At 49.7% G+C, this 17,812-nt stretch carries 15 protein-coding genes; 8 read left to right on the forward strand and 7 right to left on the reverse strand.

Features of this window, described 5'->3' with window-relative positions; all coding sequences use genetic code 11:
• The first annotated feature begins 273 nt into the window (after positions 1-273).
• Positions 274-1,821: a carbohydrate porin gene (locus tag CEK71_RS04135; protein WP_088618202.1), complete on the forward strand. Its 1,548-nt coding sequence runs from the start codon at positions 274-276 to the stop codon at positions 1,819-1,821.
• 153 nt (positions 1,822-1,974) lie between these two features.
• Here CEK71_RS04135 and cfa read toward each other — a convergent pair whose 3' ends face one another.
• From cfa to CEK71_RS04150, 3 genes are all read right to left on the reverse strand, one after another.
• The gene (gene cfa, locus CEK71_RS04140; protein WP_088618203.1) at positions 1,975-3,114 is read right to left on the reverse strand and encodes a cyclopropane fatty acyl phospholipid synthase; all 1,140 of its coding nucleotides are present in this window, start codon (positions 3,112-3,114) and stop codon (positions 1,975-1,977) included.
• A 212-nt stretch (positions 3,115-3,326) separates the two neighbouring features.
• Entirely contained in the window at positions 3,327-3,791 is a 465-nt protein-coding gene (locus CEK71_RS04145) for a very short patch repair endonuclease (RefSeq protein WP_088618204.1), read from the reverse strand.
• A gap of 17 nt (positions 3,792-3,808) precedes the next feature.
• Positions 3,809-5,314: a CHAD domain-containing protein gene (locus CEK71_RS04150; protein ID WP_157678975.1), complete on the reverse strand. Its 1,506-nt coding sequence runs from the start codon at positions 5,312-5,314 to the stop codon at positions 3,809-3,811.
• A 237-nt stretch (positions 5,315-5,551) separates the two neighbouring features.
• Between CEK71_RS04150 and CEK71_RS04155 the strand changes: the two genes are divergently transcribed.
• From CEK71_RS04155 to CEK71_RS04175, 5 genes are all read left to right on the forward strand, one after another.
• Positions 5,552-7,108 (forward strand): DNA cytosine methyltransferase, encoded by a 1,557-nt coding sequence (locus tag CEK71_RS04155; protein ID WP_088618206.1) that lies wholly within the window; start codon positions 5,552-5,554, stop codon positions 7,106-7,108.
• A gap of 265 nt (positions 7,109-7,373) precedes the next feature.
• Positions 7,374-8,543: a DNA cytosine methyltransferase gene (locus tag CEK71_RS04160; protein WP_088621497.1), complete on the forward strand. Its 1,170-nt coding sequence runs from the start codon at positions 7,374-7,376 to the stop codon at positions 8,541-8,543.
• A complete protein-coding gene (locus CEK71_RS04165) occupies positions 8,540-9,445 on the forward strand; it encodes a NotI family restriction endonuclease (protein ID WP_198328460.1) in 906 nt (301 codons plus the stop codon). The genes CEK71_RS04160 and CEK71_RS04165 overlap by 4 nt, the downstream gene beginning before the upstream one ends.
• Positions 9,446-9,801: 356 nt before the next feature.
• Positions 9,802-11,538, forward strand: coding sequence for a cell surface receptor IPT/TIG domain-containing protein (locus tag CEK71_RS04170; RefSeq protein WP_088618207.1), 1,737 nt, complete (start codon positions 9,802-9,804; stop codon positions 11,536-11,538).
• Positions 11,539-11,818: 280 nt separating this feature from the next.
• Complete coding sequence (locus CEK71_RS04175) at positions 11,819-13,399, forward strand: bifunctional aminoglycoside phosphotransferase/ATP-binding protein (RefSeq protein WP_088618208.1); 1,581 nt, start codon at positions 11,819-11,821, stop codon at positions 13,397-13,399.
• A gap of 163 nt (positions 13,400-13,562) precedes the next feature.
• Here CEK71_RS04175 and CEK71_RS04180 read toward each other — a convergent pair whose 3' ends face one another.
• From CEK71_RS04180 to CEK71_RS04195, 4 genes are all read right to left on the reverse strand, one after another.
• Positions 13,563-14,282, reverse strand: coding sequence for a dienelactone hydrolase family protein (locus CEK71_RS04180; protein ID WP_088618209.1), 720 nt, complete (start codon positions 14,280-14,282; stop codon positions 13,563-13,565).
• A gap of 362 nt (positions 14,283-14,644) precedes the next feature.
• On the reverse strand, positions 14,645-15,127 hold the full coding sequence (locus CEK71_RS04185) for a low molecular weight protein-tyrosine-phosphatase (RefSeq protein WP_088618210.1): 483 nt from the start codon (positions 15,125-15,127) through the stop codon (positions 14,645-14,647).
• Positions 15,128-15,233: 106 nt separating this feature from the next.
• Positions 15,234-15,689: a hypothetical protein gene (locus CEK71_RS04190; protein ID WP_232463760.1), complete on the reverse strand. Its 456-nt coding sequence runs from the start codon at positions 15,687-15,689 to the stop codon at positions 15,234-15,236.
• A complete protein-coding gene (locus tag CEK71_RS04195) occupies positions 15,689-16,729 on the reverse strand; it encodes a hypothetical protein (RefSeq protein WP_088618211.1) in 1,041 nt (346 codons plus the stop codon). Before CEK71_RS04195 ends, CEK71_RS04190 begins: the two co-directional genes overlap by 1 nt.
• A gap of 91 nt (positions 16,730-16,820) precedes the next feature.
• Here CEK71_RS04195 and CEK71_RS04200 point away from each other — a divergent pair, with 91 nt between their 5' ends.
• The gene (locus CEK71_RS04200; protein WP_232463761.1) at positions 16,821-16,973 is read left to right on the forward strand and encodes an RHS repeat-associated core domain-containing protein; all 153 of its coding nucleotides are present in this window, start codon (positions 16,821-16,823) and stop codon (positions 16,971-16,973) included.
• Positions 16,974-17,070: 97 nt separating this feature from the next.
• Complete coding sequence (locus CEK71_RS04205; RefSeq protein ID WP_088618213.1) at positions 17,071-17,784, forward strand: hypothetical protein; 714 nt, start codon at positions 17,071-17,073, stop codon at positions 17,782-17,784.
• Positions 17,785-17,812: the final 28 nt, after the last annotated feature.

Raw genomic sequence — 17,812 nt, forward strand, 5'->3', positions numbered from 1 at the left:
GGCTTTAACTGGACATTTTTCTGAGATATTTTTTCCCCTGTTTATGCTTTGTTTAAGTTTTTATACGTTATTAAAGGAGATAGGGCAATTACGATTCTTCAAATAAAATAAAATTTTACTACAGGGATTTCTCGTGTTTTGACAAAAAAATAAAAATTCTATAAGCCTCTTGTATTTTATTTCGATCATCATTTGGCTGAGATAATAAACGTCAATACGCTTTAGTGAATTACCAATTATATTCAATATTTATCATTCTTGGAGATACTTCAAATGCTTAACAAATCGGCATTATGGCTGACAATGGGGACTTTCGGTGCCATCGGTTTTGCCAATACCAGCCAAGCCATGAGCGTGGAGCAACGGATGGCGGCGATGGAAAAGAAAATGGCGCAGATGGAAAGCCAATTAAAACACGCCGAAGCCGAAAACCAACAACTGAAAAGCTATCTGGCCGGACAAGCCCAACCTGTCCAAGCCGCCCCTGTCAAACAACTGGAAGACAAGCTGTCCGTCATTAGCCAACGTCTTGAAACCGACAAAAAAGCCGCCGATGAACAGGCCAAAAAAGCCCCTAAAATCGAGGTGTCCAATAAAGGTGTGGTCTTGAAATCCGCCGATGAAAATTACAAGCTAAATATCCGTGGCTATGCCCAAGCTGACAGTAATTTTTATGCCGATGATGCGCCGGTGTCTGCGGGCGAATTTGATAAGTTTCTGATCCGTAGGGCGCGGTTAACGTTTGACGGCACGTTGTTTAAAAATGTCGATTTCCGCATCTCACCCGATTTGGTTCCCGGCTCAAAAGGTGAAATACGCCTATTTGATGCCTTTGTCGATTTGCACTATTTCACTGCCGCCAGCCTGATGGCCGGTAAATTCCGCCAACCCGTCAGCTTGGAACGGATGCAAAGTGCGACCAATCTGACCTTTATCGAACGCGCTTTTCCTACTGAGTTAGCCCCTAACCGTGATGTAGGGTTTATGTTGCATGGGGCTTTTGCGTCTCCTGGCTATAAAGCGCAATATACACCGCAACCGGTTTTTAAGGAGTTTATCGGTTATGAAGTCGGGGTATTTAATGGTGTCCGTGATAACCAAGCGGTGCAAAATTCCGATAAAGAGACGGATAACAATAAAGAAGTTGCCGCGCGTTTGTTTTCGCACCCCTTTATGCATAGCGGCACGGCTTTTGAAGGCTTAGGCATGGGTGTGGCAGGTACTTGGGGGCAACCGCAAAATAATCCCCTCTCATCGCTAGTTAGTGGTGGGCAGCAAACCATTTTAAGCTATAACAGCACTGCCACTGCATCTGGCGAACAGTACCGGATTTACCCGCAAATGTATTGGTACTGGAAAACCTTTGGTATGCTGGGGGAATACGTCTTGTCATCGCAAAACCTGTATAGTGCCGGACTCAATAAACATGTGATACAAAACAACGAGGCTTGGCATTTCAATGTGTCTTATATGCTGACGGGCGAAAACAATAGCTTTTTTGCCATTAAACCCAACAAGCGCTTTGATCCGGCAGCGGGTTCTTGGGGAGCTTGGCAATTGGCCGCACGATGGTCTGAGCTGAATATCGACAAGTCGACGTTCCAAAACATCGGCTCAGTGGCCAACCCTTATTCCTTCGCCAGCTTAAGCAGTTCTGTCAGAAACGCCCAATCGTGGGCATTAGGGCTCAACTGGTACTTAAACGACAACCTGAAACTGATGACCAATTATGAAGAGACCGTGTTTATCGGTGGGGCTGCCGGCAATGCAGACCGGACGACCGAGCAAGCCGTGTTTTCACGGGTTCAGGTAGCGTTTTAAAGCGGCACTTAGAACGGGTGCTTTTGCTATACCCCGTCAATTTTGAAAGCCGTAGTTTCAATGCATCATCAATAGGCGGTGCAAGTGAGGATTAACCGTCCAGCCTTCGACAAGCTCAGGCCGAACGGTTAATCCTAAAAACCGAAAACTTGACTAACGTACTGACGTATACCCCCCAGGCACACCGGTTTTGGCTAAGACCAGTTGCCAAAGCTGGTTGTCACGCGCCCGGAACGCACCCGCGCAGGACAGCAGGTAGTATTTCCACATCAGATAGAAGCGGTGGTCGTAGTTGGCGATGATCATTTGCCAGTTGTCGGCGAAGTTGGCGAACCATGCCATCAGGGTCTTGTCGTAATCGGCGCCGAAATTATGCACATCCTCAATGACGAACTGGCCTTCAGCGGCTTTGCTGATTTGCTTTAGCGAGGGTAACATGCTGCCGGGGAAGATATACTTACCCATCCAGGCATCGACGCTAATCCGTGACTTGCTGCTGCCGATGGTGTGCAGCAAAAATAGCCCGCCGTCTTTCAGGCAGCGGTTGGCGACTTTCATATACTCGGCATAATTTTTATAGCCGACATGCTCAAACATGCCGATGGAAATGACATGGTCAAAGGTCTCGTCCAACTCGCGGTAATCGGCTAAGCGGATGTCGATAGGCAAATCTTTGCACAAGAGCTTGCCTAAGGCGACCTGTTCCGCCGATAAGGTGACCCCGACACAAGACACCCGATAATGCTCGACGGCAAACTTCATAAAACTGCCCCAGCCGCAGCCAATATCAAGGATTTTTTGTCCGGGCTGCAAGTTGAGTTTCCGGCAAATCAGATCAAACTTATGCTCTTGCGCCTCGTCGAGGTTTTTCGCTTTAGGCCAATAGCCGCAGCTATAGGTCAGGCGCTTATCGAGCATGGCTTGGTACAGGTCATTGCCAATGTCGTAATGCCATTTGATATGCTCCGGCGCCCGCTGGCGGCTTTGGTGGTTGTTCAGGCAGCCCAAGACCCGATTGATAAAGGTTTGCGGGTCGACAATGACTTTGTTCTCCAATTGTGCTTGGCAGATTTTGTTGAACAGCTCGTCTAGCTGGTGGCAATCCCACCATTCGTCCATATACGCCTCGCCCAAGCCTAAAGAGCCTTGGGTCAGGATACGTTGGTACAATTCGGCGTTATAAACGCGGATGTCCCACGGCCTGTCGCCATTAAAAACAATGTCCGTACCGATTAACAAACGCTCGATATTCTCCCTATATCGGTTGTGGGTATTATCAATTAGTTTACTCATGATTTTTATAGTTATTATTGACTGAGACCGCTATCGGGAAGTCCTCAACAAGCCTAATAACGGCGGGTTAAAATGACGGGTTGTACGGCTACAGGGGCTTTTATCGGGTCATGGTGGCACTCCTCGGCAAGGGGTTTTAGGGCTGGCTCCAACAGCATAACTTACCAAATCGTTCAAAATTATGACAATAAACCCCCGGCTGCTTTAGCTGTTTATAAGTCGCTAAATTCGTCGTAAACCGGCATTTCAAAATATTCCGCGCTACTGCCCAGCCAAGCCACCAAATGCCGTAAAGTGTCTTCGCGGCCGCGTTTTTTCAGGCCGCATTCCCAAACGATGGCCGCCCGCCAGCCCAGCACTTTCAGTTGGTAGAGGACTTTTTGGTCGCGGGCGGTGTTACGCGCAAATTTTTGCGCCCAAAATTCCGCTCGGGTCGCCGGGATATGCCCGCCTTTACAGCCCTCATGCTGGTGCCAAAAACAGCCGTTGATAAACACCACGGCATGGTATTTGCGCAACACCAGATCCGGCGAGCCGGGTAGGGTTTTGCTGTGCAGGCGGAAGCGGAAACCTTGCCGATGTAAGGCCGAACGCACCCACTGTTCAGGCCGGGTGTTTTTGCTGCGGATCGCCGCCATGGTGCGGGAACGGGCTTCGGGGCTGATGCGGTCGGTCATGGAAGGCGGTACTAGGTTCAGTGCTTGGCTAATAGCTGCCGTTGGTCGCAGTGTGTAAATTCGGCAAAGGTGTCGGTAAAGGCGGCCCGCGCCTGCTCGTCGCGCTCCGCCAATAGTTGCAGGAGTGCCGTCAGCGCCAGCTGGGTCGGTGCCGGAAAGGGTTCGGCCTGAAATTGTCGGATATAATCGGCCTGTACTTGGCAGTCTTGGATGGTGCCGAGTATGGCTTGCAGGTTTTTTAACTTTTTTAACAGATCCTTAAATAAAGGGGTAGGGTAGAGGGTTTGGAAGAATTCCATGAGGTAGCGGAGTTTCTTGCAGGTTTTCCGTAAGGTGTGGAAGTTGTCGGCGGGCGAGCCCCGGCGGATAGTTTTACCTTCGCGTAAGGCGCGGTGGTAGAGCTTGCCGATACGTTGGTCGGCGACCTGTTTGATGGGGCGGTGGGCATCGGGATGGGTGGCCTGTAATGCTTGCGGGGTGGGTTGTTGCAGGAATTGCGCCCAGTCGGTTAAGGTGTGGGTATAGGCAGTTGAGGCTAAGGTCGTCGCCAGTTCTTGTTGCCAGTGCGCTTGCTGGGTCAGCAAAAACGCCCGCAACGGTTCTAGGTCGGCACGGATGGCCAAGGGCAGGGCATTTTTATAGCCGTCAAAATCGAGCAAGTACACGTCCATATCCCGCACCGGGCTGGTCGCCCGCCCCAGTTCGGCAAAAAAGCCCGCATAATGGCGGCTAATCCGCTTTGGCAATACCCTGTTGAGTTGGCTTATACCCGCGCGGGTTTTGCGCACGGCAACCCGGAAATCATGTAAAAATTCGCTGTCGGTGCGGTGAATAATGCCCTGCTCATTGGCGCTGATGATGCCGTGCAGTTGGCGGTAGATGTCTTTGCAGGCGGTGTCGGCCCGCATGGCGGGGTTTAAGGCTAAGTCTAGCTTGCCGGTATAACTGCCCGGTTGGCAGGTTAAGCGTTCGGGCAAGAGTCCGGCGTGGTAAGGCAGCAAGTGCAGTTGGTTGGTGAGTAGGCCGACGAACTGCCGGGCGGCTTTCTCATAACCTTTTAAGGGCGCGACCCACAAGCGGCTAAGGCCGTCCTGATATTCTTCTAATACTAGCCGCACCAGCACTTTGTCCTCCGTATCGATGACGGTGGTCTGATGGCATTGGCAGGCTATTTGGCCAATATTGAGTAAGGCCCGCATGGACAGGATAGGTTCTAGCAAAGGGCGCAGGCTGGCGGGGCAGTGTTCGGTAAACAGCGGCGCGGTGTTGTCGGGCGGCGTTAAGTCGGCGCGTGCAAGGGTTTGTCCGTCTATGTATTGGCTTAAGGTCAGCCACGCGGCGGTTTTGGTTTGCGTTAGCTCGCAGCAGATACCTTTTTGGTATAAGCGCCAATCGAAGCTATCGTAATAACGGGTTTGCCCACGCTGGGTGCTGACCCGCGTCAGTTTGGCAAAACGGCTTAAGTCGGCAAACAATGCCGTGGCTGGGCTAGGACAGGCAAATGACTGGGGTAGTGGGGTCAAGATAGTATCCTATAATTAAGATGGGGGCTGGGCGGATAAGGCTATGACTTGGGCTGGAGCGGTTTGTTCAGTGTTTAGGTGGTGGCCTACGTTATAATAGCCCTATCCGAAGCTGGCTGCAAAATGCTGGTAAATCTTAACCCTAACACACTGCCGATCTTATTGCTTTACTGGATAGGGTCTTGTCTTCGCAGGGTAGAGGCGGAAGATTGTTTGTGCAAATAAGCTGTTATTGTAATGACCCTAACGAAAAAACCTTTTACGTTTATAGATTTATTTGCCGGCATCGGCGGTTTCCGCTTGGCGTTAAGCCAGTTGGGCGGGCGGTGTGTCGGTTTTAGCGAAATACACGCCGATGCCATTAACACCTATTGCGGCAATTTTAACGAAGCCGCCACGGTTAATTTGGGCGACATTACGCAAATTAAGCGTTTGCCCGCCCATGATATTTTAACGGCGGGCGTACCTTGCCAGAGCTGGTCTATTGCGGGCAAAAATTTAGGCTTTGATGATGATCGGGGGCAGTTATGGAATGACACCCTGTATCTGCTGAACCAAGCCCGCCCTAAGGCGTTTATTTTTGAAAACGTTAAAGGCTTGGCTGACCCGCGTAACCATGACGCTTTAGCGTATATATTGCAGCGCATTAACCAAGCGGGTTATTTCGCCCGCCATTTCGTTTTAAACTCCGCCGATTACGAGGTGCCGCAAGATCGGGTGCGGGTGTATATCATCGGTTTTTTAGACGCGGCGCAGTTGGCGGCTTTCCGCTTACCGCCCCCGCAAAAAAGTACGTTAACATTGTTGGATGTCCTGCAAGATTGCCAGGCGGTACGCTCTGCCAGTAGCCGTGTCGGGGAAACGGCGGATATTTTTGGTGATGCTCCGGCGGATAAAAAACGCGACCGGAAGACCAACGGCATGAATGATTTTTTCTTGTTCAACGATATCCGTAATGGCCCGACGACTATCCACTCGTGGGATTTACAGGCGACCACCGATAGGCAGCAACAGATTTGTTACTTGCTGTTAAAGAACCGCCGCAAACGGACGTATGGCAGATTGGACGGCAACCCTTTGTCGCTGGCGCATTTTCAGCAACTGGACAGCACGATTCAAGAAGAAGAATTGGTGGCATTGGTGGCTTTGGGCATTTTCAAAACCGTTGACTATACCTATACGGTTTTGCCTCATAAGCAGGTGCTGGATGCCGCTGAGCAACAGGTGTTACAGCAAGCGGTGGCTGGGGCAATCAGTTTGGATGCCTTAAAAGATTGCCGGGATTTAAAAAAAGCGCGTATCCCCTTTGAAAAAATCCTCACGCGTCTGGTCGCCAAACAGGTGCTGGTCTGTTCCGAAATCAGGTATGAATTTAGGTACACCAAAATCAGTACGGGCATTGCAGGGGTTAACCGGATTTTCTTGCCTAAATCCGAGGCGTTCCCTACCTTGGTGGCGAGTGACAGCAATGATTTTGTGGCCTTAAAAGATGTGGAGGCCGATAACGACCACGCGTATAAGCAAGCGTTTTTGGCGCAGATTTTCCATAAGCAGTTATATAGGAAAATATCCAAGGAAGAAGCGTGCCTGATCCAAGGCTTCCCTAAGCATTTTGAATTGCCGGCATCACGGAGCCGGTGGATGAAGTTAATCGGCAACAGCGTGTCTGTTCCGGTGGTGCAGATGCTGGGGCAGGCTATTTTAGCCACGGGCTGTGTGGATGGCGGGCGGGATGCTTGTCCGCCTGTGGAGGCGCGGCATGGGCTTAATAAGAGGATAAACCCGCCTCCTTAAAATCCTAGGCTCCATCAGGTGAAGAAATTGGCCACATTGATAAGCTTTAAGCCTCTTTCAGTTTCCTATTGAAAACCACGACCGCATTTCTTGGCTCTTCCTGACCGGAAATATGCCTACAAAATCAAAAAGCCCGTAAATTTCGGCCGTTAACAATACAGACCGTTAAATTTAATTTTTTAAAGTTAGCGAACCTAGGGTTATCGTGTCAAAAAAGCGGGTAGCAAAGTACCCTTATGAAAAATTACGACAATTTGAGATTAATATGAAAAGCGTTGACTTATTCGCTGGTGCAGGCGGACTATCATGTGGCCTAAAACAATCGGGCTTTAACCCCCTTCTTGCCAACGAGCTTGCGCCTCAGTACGCAGAAACCTACCAACTTAACCACCCAGAAACCCAAATGATGGTGGGTGATGTACGCCAAGTTTGCGAAGCCAATATTAAAAAGTTATTGGGGGTGGAGGAAGGTGAAATTGATCTTGTCGCTGGTGGCCCACCTTGCCAGGGTTTTTCTATCAATGCGCCTATCCGCACGCTTGACGATGCGAGAAACCATTTGTTTAAAGATTTTCTTCGGGTGGTTGCTGCGCTAAAACCCAAAGCGGTATTGATAGAAAATGTTCCGGGTATAGTGTCCATCGGTAAGGGGACGGTGGTACAGCAAATATACGCCGAACTGGAAATGTTAGGATATAAGGTAAACCATAAAATTCTTTTTGCCGGTCATTATGGCATTCCGCAAATGCGTTTCCGTACGGTATTTATTGGCATAAGAGGATACCAAGGGGAGATTGTGTTTCCTGAACCTGAGTTTGCCGCAAAAGCTGTGGCAAATTTCACCGGAGCCAAAGAACTGTGTATTTCAACGCCACCGCTTTTTTATCCCAATTTAAAGCCACAAGTCAATGTTTGGGATGCATTGTCAGATCTGCCTGAAATTGCCAATAACCAAATAACCAGCCCTGATGGGTACACTTGTCCTCCACAAAATGCTTATCAAACCTATCTGCGCAATGGCTGTGAACAATTGACCGCCCATTATTGTGCCAGACTGGCAGAGGTCAATCTTGAGCGGCTTAAACACATTCCTCAAGGTGGAAGTTGGCGGGATATCCCCCATGATCTTTTGCCTAACGGCTTAAAACGGGCAAGAAGAAGTGACCATACTAAGCGTTATGGCCGTCTGCATCCAGAGGCATTGTGTTCGACAGTGCTGACAAAATGCGATCCACACTGGGGGAGTTTTTTTCATCCGACCCAGAATCGGGTCATTTCTGTACGCGAAGCCGCAAGAATACAATCTTTTCCAGATAGCTATCGATTTTCTGGAAGTATCACCCAACAATATGAACAAATTGGGAACGCGGTTCCTCCGTTGCTGGGCAAGGCTATAGGGGATGAGATTATAAAAATGCTTGGAGACATTGCGTGATTACACGGCCTAAAAAAGATTTGGTTGAGATATTTGGCTATGCGCCCGATGATCTAACGTCACAGTGCCGTAGTCTTTGGCACCTATCGGCTTGTCCGTTTATTAACAGGCAGTGTACAAAAGCGAATCATGACAGCTCAATAATTTACGGGACATGCAGTGTTTCTTCCCCTTACGGGGATTGTGTCATTTGTCCTAATCGGCTTTATGAAAATAATTATGCAGTGCTCAGAACCGTCGCTAGCGAAGTTTTTGACAAAAACTTGCCATTTCTACTGTATGAGCAATTTATTCCCGTTAGAGAAAGTGCGAAAAATTGTATTGTTGCTCTGGGGCAAAACTCAGGGAAAGAAGTGAAAATCGGTACTAGCCTTGCAATGGATTGGGTTCTTGCAAGAGTCGAGGATGGGGTGCTTGTTGAATACACAGGGGTAGAAGTCCAAAGCATCGACATCACAGGGAATTACCGCGATTCTTGGCATTCATATAAAAATCTTTCTGAAACCGCCTTGAGTATTCCAAGCTCCCAGCACGGGATGAATTGGGCTAATGTCCATAAACGGCTTATTCCACAGATCATTAGAAAAGGCACTATGTATTCGCGTTCAAATCTTGTCAAATCAGGCCTTTATTTTGTGGTGCCAGATATTGTTTACCGAAAGTTTGAGGATATTATTGGTCAAGACATTCCCCTGCTCAAGGAAGGCGGCAAAGATGTCCTTACCATCCATACATACGAGTTATCGCCTTTTAAAAAACACGGTGAACAGCGTACTTTGCAAATAAAACGCAACATGCGTTTTTCCTTGGACGAGTTTTCACAACGCTTTATTTCAGGGCCAAATTTACCCAGCGGCGAACAGCTCGATAGTGCGGTTAAAAGAGTTCTTGGTGCTAGTTAAACGGTTTTAGGATTGCTCAATGATGATTCATGCTGTCTCGATGTTTGAATGTGCCGAATAATAATCCTGTACCAACTTGTTGATCGGAATGGAGCAGTAGCTTTGATCTGATGTAAGACGTTTGTTTGAGGGCAATAAAATAGCGGGTAAGTAAGCCTGTTAGGGTGGTGGGGTACTTAGCGGGTAGGGTTTAATAACTTTGCTTCCCTAAGCACTGGAAATTTAAGCGGATTGCCCACTTACAAAATTAACCCTGCAAACTATAATGAATAAGGTAAGTCTGCTATACTATATAAGAAAATTAAAATAATCTAATAGATGGCCAGCCCCCCTGTTCTCACCGAGGAACCTTATTTATGATTAAGATCAACTATCCGGCCCTTATCTCTCTGATGTGGTTGCTCATCAGCGGGTTAGCCCACAGTGCCACAATCCAGCAATACAAAGTGTTTGCCGCTAATGATTTAGGGATGCACTGTGTTGATGACGATTTTTCGACCTTTACCATTTTGCCGCCGTTTAATGTTGTGCAAGCGCAGGTGATCGGTATCGACGCGCTAGGCCACCCTTCGGTGTTGACCGCCGCCGATGGTGTGGAGCTGACGTATGCCGCCACCGCCGATGCGCACGGTTCCATTAACAGCTCGTGGTTGGATAAATACGGTGTGCCGAAAACCAATTTTTGGACATATCAGCAGGCCTACGGTTTAAACCTGCCGGAAGGCAAGGGTATTTTTGGCTTGACGCTGCCTAAAGATGCCAAAACCCGCGCCGACAGAACGTTTTCTTGGAACACTAGCCAAAGCGTTTTTAAGGCGGTGGGGGTGCCAATTTTGCCGATTGACGATCAGGGCAATAAGAATTTTTATCCTATGCTGCAACTCCAGGTCAGCAACGCCAAAACCCATGCCGCTTTTGTGGGGGCTACCACCAAGGTGGTGTTGCCCGTTTCCGATGAGACGACCTGTAAAAATTGCCATGCCACCAACGCCAGCGCCGCTATGCCGGGTAAATATCCTACGGTAACATGGTCGTTTGACCCTAACCCCAGCGTCCAGTATCGGGAAAACGTCCTCAAACTGCACGATTTTAAGTTTGCGACCGCGTTAGAAGTCGCCAAGCCAGTATTATGCGCGGCTTGCCATTATTCCCCCGCCCTCGACCTGACCGGATCAGGGCAAAGTGCCGAACAAAAACGGCACCGCACGATGTCGGCGGTTATGCACGATAATCATGCCGCTAAAATGGTGTTAAATGGTGTGGCGTTACCTGATAAGCCAGTGCTGGTAGGCGGCAAAATCCCTGCGTCCAGCAAGGAAAGCTGTTACCAATGCCATCCGGGTAGTGACACCCGGTGTTTGCGCGGGGCGATGACCCAGAATGTCACTTGCCAAAACTGCCACGGCAATATGCAGGCCACTGGTGGGCATTATCCGCTGAAACCCGGCGGTTCTTTAGATGGTACTAACGATAGTGGCAGCCGCCGTCCGTGGGTGGATTTACCGCGTTGCCAATCTTGCCATACTGGCGATGCCGTCAACCACTTGCCTGTTACCGCCAGCACTTCGGCGGATGGGTTGCGCCAGTATTTTGCTTTCGATTTGGCCGATCCGGCGGCTTCACCCCGGCTCGCCAGTAATAAACGCTTTGCCGAACAAACAGCTACCTTGTACCGTTTCAGTAAAGGCCACGGTAATGTCTTATGTGAAAATTGCCACAATAGCACCCATGCGATTTGGCCGGGCGATGCCAAACATCCTAACGACAATATCCCTGCCGTGCTGGCGCAAGGCCATACAGGGACGTTAGCGGAGTGTACCACCTGCCATACCAACGGCAGCTTGGGTTTGACCTTAAACGGCCCGCACGGTATGCACAATGTGAATGATAAGAAATGGGTTAATGGCGGTCATGGCGATTTTTATGAAAAGAACGCTAAAGCTTGTCAAGCCTGCCACGGTTTGGATTTAAAAGGCTCGCCCTTAGGCAAAGTGGCTGCTAACCGGGTATTCGTCACCGAGTTCGGCACTAAAAATTATACCGTCGGGGATAAGGTGACGTGTTTTGATTGCCATAAGGGGGGTAATTTTTAAGTGGGCTTTAATCGCTGTTGCTGAACCGGTCTGTTTTTGGCCGGGTTCTGTATCGCCTCAAATCGGTAAAGTTTTACCGATTTGAGGTTTAATAGGGGATTAAATGAACTATGTCGCGCCGCCATGGTGACTATGATGACAGGGCAATGGCTGCCAATAGCACTTCCTTGCTATCAGATTTCGATAACCGTTAAGCGACTTTCTCAGTTTCCTGTTGAAAATCCCAGCCGTTTCTGTTGCAATCAAGATTCATGAGGATACCTAAGGTTTTTGGAAGCCAATGACATCAATCCCTACTGACCCCCCCGTACAGGATTCTGGTTTTGCTTTGCTGAAAGGGCTTAGCAAAGCCGATGCGTATAACCACCCCACTGAGTCTATCCGTTTGATTGAAACTCATATTTCTTGGGTCTTACTGACCGGGCAATACGCCTACAAAATCAAAAAGCCGGTGAATTTCGGCTTTTTGGATTTTTCGGCCTTAGCGCAGCGTGAGTTTTTTTGCCATGAGGAATTACGCCTCAACCAACGTTTGGCGGCAAGCTGGTATCTTGCGGTGGTGCCGATAACCGGTTCGCCCGCTGCGCCTAAAATGGCCGGTACAGGTGATGCTATAGAATATGCCGTCAAGATGCGGCAATTCCCTTGTGCGCAAACTTTGCGGGAGTCCGCCGAGTGTGGGCAATTGAGTACGGATGAAATTGACCAGATCGCCAGTCTGGTTGCCGATTTTCACCATACGGTGGCTCGCACTGACGACCAGTCGCCTTATGGTAGCAGTCAGGATATACGCTATTGGTTTACCGAGAATTTTACCGGCATCCGGCCTTTTTTAAAAAGCTCTGGCCAAGTGCAACAATTGGCGGCTCTCCAGGTTTGGGGGGATGCAGAATGGCACAGCAAAGCCGCGCTGATGAAGCAACGCCAACAGCAGGGCTGGGTGCGCGAATGCCATGGTGATTTACATTTAGGCAATATGACGCTGGTCGATGGTAAGGTCATCCCGTTTGACTGTATTGAGTTTAACCCGCTACTGAGTTGGATTGATGTCATGAGCGAGGTGGCTTTTTTGATGAACGATTTGCTGCGTTTTGGCTATGAAGTGTATGCCTACCGTTTCCTTAACCGCTATTTACAAGCGACTGGCGATTATCCGGGGCTGGCTTTGTTGCGCTATTATTGGGTGTACCGTGCCTTGGTACGGGCGAAAATCGCGTTGTTGCAGGCTGACCAAAACCCAGAAGCTGATGGGCAACTGTGTGCTGAGTATGGCCTGTTTGCCGATTTGGCCGAACGCTTTACCCAACCCGGCAAGGCGGGGCTGATTATCATGCACGGTTTTTCGGGTTCAGGAAAATCGACGTTAGCCAGCCAAGTGGCGGAAAACATCGGCGCGTTACAGATCCGTTCGGATATAGAACGCAAACGCTTGTTGGGTTATACGGCGCAAGCCGATACGGGTAGCGGCTTGGGTACTGGCATTTATAGCCAAGAAGCCAGCCGGCAAACGTATCGGCACTTGGCGGTGTTGGCCAAAGGGGTGCTTGAGGCGGGGTTTTCCGTCATTGTCGATGCGGCGTTTCTTAACAGGGAACAGCGGGAGGGCTTTTTGCAACTGGCCGAAGACTGCCAAACGCCTTTTATTATCATTGCCGTGCAAGCGGCCGATGATACTTTGTGCCAACGTATCAGGCAACGGCAGGGCGATGCTTCGGAAGCGACAGTGGCGGTGTTGCGCCAACAGCAGCAAGCGGCTGAACCGCTGGGGGAAGCCGAGCAACGCCATACCATAGCGGTTGATACGGAGCGGGGCGATGCGCTGGAAAGGGTGCTGACCCAGTTAGGTAAGATATGCCCTTAGGCCATCGGCAAAGATTGAAGGCCTTTGCGTAGGAATGGGTAGGCAATAATTTAGGCAAACGTTAAAAGTACGGGTTTTGGAGCGCGGGCATCTTGCCCGCAAGGGCGGGCAAGATGCCCGCGCTCCAAAAATGCTTATGCCGAGGTTATTTTATGGAGATTTTTTAGGCAAAAATCTCTTCAAGGAAATTACCCATCGCCCGCCATGAACGGCGGGCGGCATCGGCTTGGTAGACGGTGCCGAAGGCGGGGTTGTTGGCTTGCGGGTTGGTGAAGGCGTGTAGGGTATGACCGTAGGTGTGCAGTTGCCAATCGGCGCCGACGGCGGTCATTTCCTGTTCAAAGGCCAAGGCTTGGGCGGGCGGCCCCATCGGGTCGTCGTGGCCGTGCAAGGCCAGCACTTTGGCGGTAATGGTTTGTCCGGCCAAATTATTGGGCGCACCGAGCAGGCCGTGGAAGCTGACCACGCCTTTCAGAGCCGCGCCGCTACGCGCCAAATCCAATACGCACAAGCCGCCGAAGCAAAAGCCAATGGCGGCGATGTTGCTGTCGTCTACCCACGGCAGCAAGCGGACGCTGGCTAAGGCGGCTTTAATGCGCCGTTGCAGCAAAGCGCGGTCTTCTATGAACGGTTGCATCAGGTGGCCGTTTTCTTCGGGTGAACTGCCCACTTTACCCGCGCCGTACATGTCCAGGGCAAAGCCCAGATAGCCTTGTTGCGCCAGTTGCTTGGCTTTGTCGTCGGCGAAGCTGTCGCGGCCTGCCCAAGTGGGGGCGATTAAGACGGCGGGGCGGCGGCCTTGCAGGGTATCGTCAAAGGCAAAGAAACCTTCTAAGACGGTATCGCCGTCCAGATAGTTGATGGTATTGGTGATAATAGCCATGTAGCGTTCCTACTCGATCATCAAGTTTTTCATAAAACCCGCCCTAAATAGGGCGGGGCATTGGTTAAAAAATAAAAGCTTGTAGGGTAAGACGGCTCCCTCCCCTGATGGAGAGGGCTGGGGTGGGGAGAATAAAATCAATAGCTTATGCTTCTGTCTCAGAGATTTTAAGCAGACTGTTTTTAGTCCGTTTAATAAAAAAAGCCTGATTTAGATTCTCCCCACCCCAACCCTCCCCATCAGGGGAGGGAGACGAGCTTCGTTGCAACTTGTTGTTTTAAATAGTTTTACAGTATCTGATAGCTAAGCTATTTATCTGAATGTTAAAAACTTGAACATCGAGTTCCTAAAGTTGCTGGGGTTTACAAATGCCCGTCGGCTTTTAAGGTTTTTAAGAAGCCTTCGGAAGCTTCTTCCACTAAGTCCAGTACCCGCTCAAAACCGTAGCTGCCGCCGTAATACGGGTCGGGGACTTCGCGGAAGGGCAGGTGCGGCGCGTAATCTAAAAACAGGCGGACTTTCGCCTTGTGTTCGTCCGGGCAGGCGGCGGCGAGTAGGGTATGGTTTTCCATGTCCATCGCCAAGATATGGTCAAAATCGCTGAAATCGTCGACAGTGAATTTTCTGGCGCGTAGTTTCGCCAATTCCACGCCCCGGTTCCGCGCGGCTTTTTGGGAGCGTAAGTCAGGGGCGGCCCCGATATGGTAAGCATGGGTGCCTGCCGAATCGACGGTAAAGCGTTCGCCCAGATAACGGTCTTCAATCAGTTTGTTAAATACCCCCTCGGCGGTTGGCGAGCGGCAGATGTTGCCCATACAGACAAACAGCACTTTGATTTTTTTCATGGTCGTATCCGTAAACAGAATGTTGATAGCGGTATTTTAAGGCTTAGCGGCAAAAATTGGCAGGGTTGATTGAGGTCAGCCGTTAAAAACCACTTTTTGCCGGACGCTATTTACCGCATTGCCCCTTAAGGTCATCACGGACAGGCAGTTTAAAGACCACTTGTACCCGCGCGTCGCTATGGCAGGGCAGGACATAGCCGATGGCGCCACGCGTGCCGGAGACAAAGCGCAGCATAGCCTCTTCGGAGGCGACCACATAGGGCGGGGTCAGGCCGTGGAAATATTGCTCGTTCCAGTAGGGTTCCAAGGCTTCGGCACGGCGGTGGAACAAGGCTTCGGAAAAGGCTTGGCGAACCGGGTGTTCGGGATTTAGGTTGAGCGGTATCCAACTGCTGCCGTCTTCGTTCAGCAAGGTTTTGCGCAAAAAAATATTCTCCAGCGTCTTGTGGCTTAAGGTTTTAAACGGCGTGTCCAGACCCGTGACCAACCATATCTCATCGGCATGGGCGGGTATGAGGGCTAATGCCGTCAGGCAGAATAGGGCGGTGCGCGTAAACATCATCAGAAGAACATGGAAATGGAAGTGAAAAAGCCGCTGGGGGCGACGCTTTCATTTTGGCTACCGAAACGGTACTCGGCCTTAAACACTAAGGGCACATAAGGCCGCCACGCCAGACCTGTAACCCCGATATGGGTATCGGTGCGGATAAATTGGTGCGTACCGTTTAGGTATTCGTAACGGCCTATCGCAAAGACTTGCTTGGCGAGGGGGGCTATGCCTTGTAGGTACAGGCCATGCTCTTGGCCTTGGCTATCGTTGGCATGGCGGTAGATGGCTTCGGTGGTGACTTCGTAGCCGTCTTTCTTCCAGACAAAATCCATGCCCACCATGTTATTGCGCTCGGCTTTGGGGTGGAGTTCGTTAGTGAAGTTAATAAAGGAGAAGCCGACTTGCCACGGCTCGGACAGCTCTAAATTGACCCGCCCGCCAAACGCGTCGTCAAACCCGGTCGTGCTGTTGTCGAAAATGTCAAATTGGCTGGAATGGTCGGCATAGACCGAAATGTCCAGATTGCGTTCGCTGAATTGAATACGTTGGGTGAGCATGAGGCCGTTAAGGTGGTGGCTAAACAGTTGCTCGTCAGTCACTAGCGGGCGGGTGGTCGTCCAAATTAGCGGCGCGGCGTGGATGACATTCCAGCGGCCTAGAGGGGTTAAGAATTTGCCGACCCGCACGGTCAGGGTGTCGGTGGCCAACAGGTCGGCATACAGGCGCTCGGCGCGGATCGCATTGGCAAAGCTGTTGGGGTATTGCGTGGACAGCCAGTCATCGGCTTCCACTTCGGCAAAAAACCGTAACCGTTGCAGCGGCGACCAGGAAATTAACAGGCTGATTTCGTCTAACTTGAGATAGTTAGGCTGGTTTTCGGGGTGCATATAGGAAACGTTGGCATAACCGCCCAAGTTAAAGTCCAGCGCGGGCACACTGATGCCGCGCCCCCATTTATAAGAGGGCGGTAGTGGGGGCGCTGCCCAACTGCCGCTTAGGCTGTGCCCGAGCAATAGCAAGACAATCAGGGTGGGGCATAGCGGCTTGGGCATAGACGGGTGCGGTAGGGGGTTATGGGTAGAGTATATAATAAACCTATTATAATGCTATGTCGGTTGGTGGGGAATTTGGGTTTTGTTTGGGGTGGGAGCATTTGGCTACAACCTGCGCTTCCCTGGCCAATACATCGACGGCGAGAGCGGGCTGTTCTATAATTACCAGCGCACTTATGACCCTAAGGCGGGCAGATACACCCAAAGCGACCCGATTGGCTTGGGTGGGGGGATGAACTCGTGAGCCTGCCATTAAAGCCTATAGTTTTTTGAAAAAAAATAGGTAGGTGAAAAAATTCAGAATCATCTAAATAGATTAATCAATCGTTGAGTGGAAGGAAATGCGCCTAATAAATCATAAAAGATTAAAGTTTAAAGGGTTGTTGATAATTCTCTTCGTAAATGTATTAAGTATCGCTGATGCGAAACCAATCAAGCAATGTTTTCCTTATAGTAACTTTCCTGGCCGATCAATTCAAAATATCTGGGTTCAACAAGCGCAATTGAAAGAAAGAAATATTCACGATAAGTTATCAAAAAGCTTATCGGGAACCCTTTTTTCTGCACTTAGAGAAAATAATATTTCTGTTCCTCTTCAGGAGTTAACAAATGGGGATGGAATTGCGTTTGCGTTTCGAGAACGATTTTCAGGTTGGCCGGGATTGAGTGATACATCTGCGATCCAGTATCTCACTATTCATATTCCTGACGGCCCATTTAAAAACCGTGAATTTGATCTATCAAAACATGATAAGGCTTTGGTTGTACTCACAGAAGGTTCGTCTTCATTCAGAAATTTTTGCTTTGGTTATGCAAAGAAAGGAACTCTTAAATTAATGGTTTCAAATGGGGATAACAGCGTATTGTTAAATAAAATGTCGCGCCCTATATTTGATACGATTGGTGAAGACACAATCTTAATGGACATCGACATAGAGGTAACAACGAAAATGACTAATGAAGCATGGCCAAGCCCAGAAGTCTGCGGAACCTGTGTTTTACAAGGACATTTTATATTTTTGAAATCTTCACTAACCGAGTTTAATCGACAATAAATTACTGATAGATAGGATCTGGGTGGAG

It is taken from the genome of Methylovulum psychrotolerans (assembly GCF_002209385.1).
Classification (GTDB): Bacteria; Pseudomonadota; Gammaproteobacteria; order Methylococcales; family Methylomonadaceae; genus Methylovulum; species Methylovulum psychrotolerans.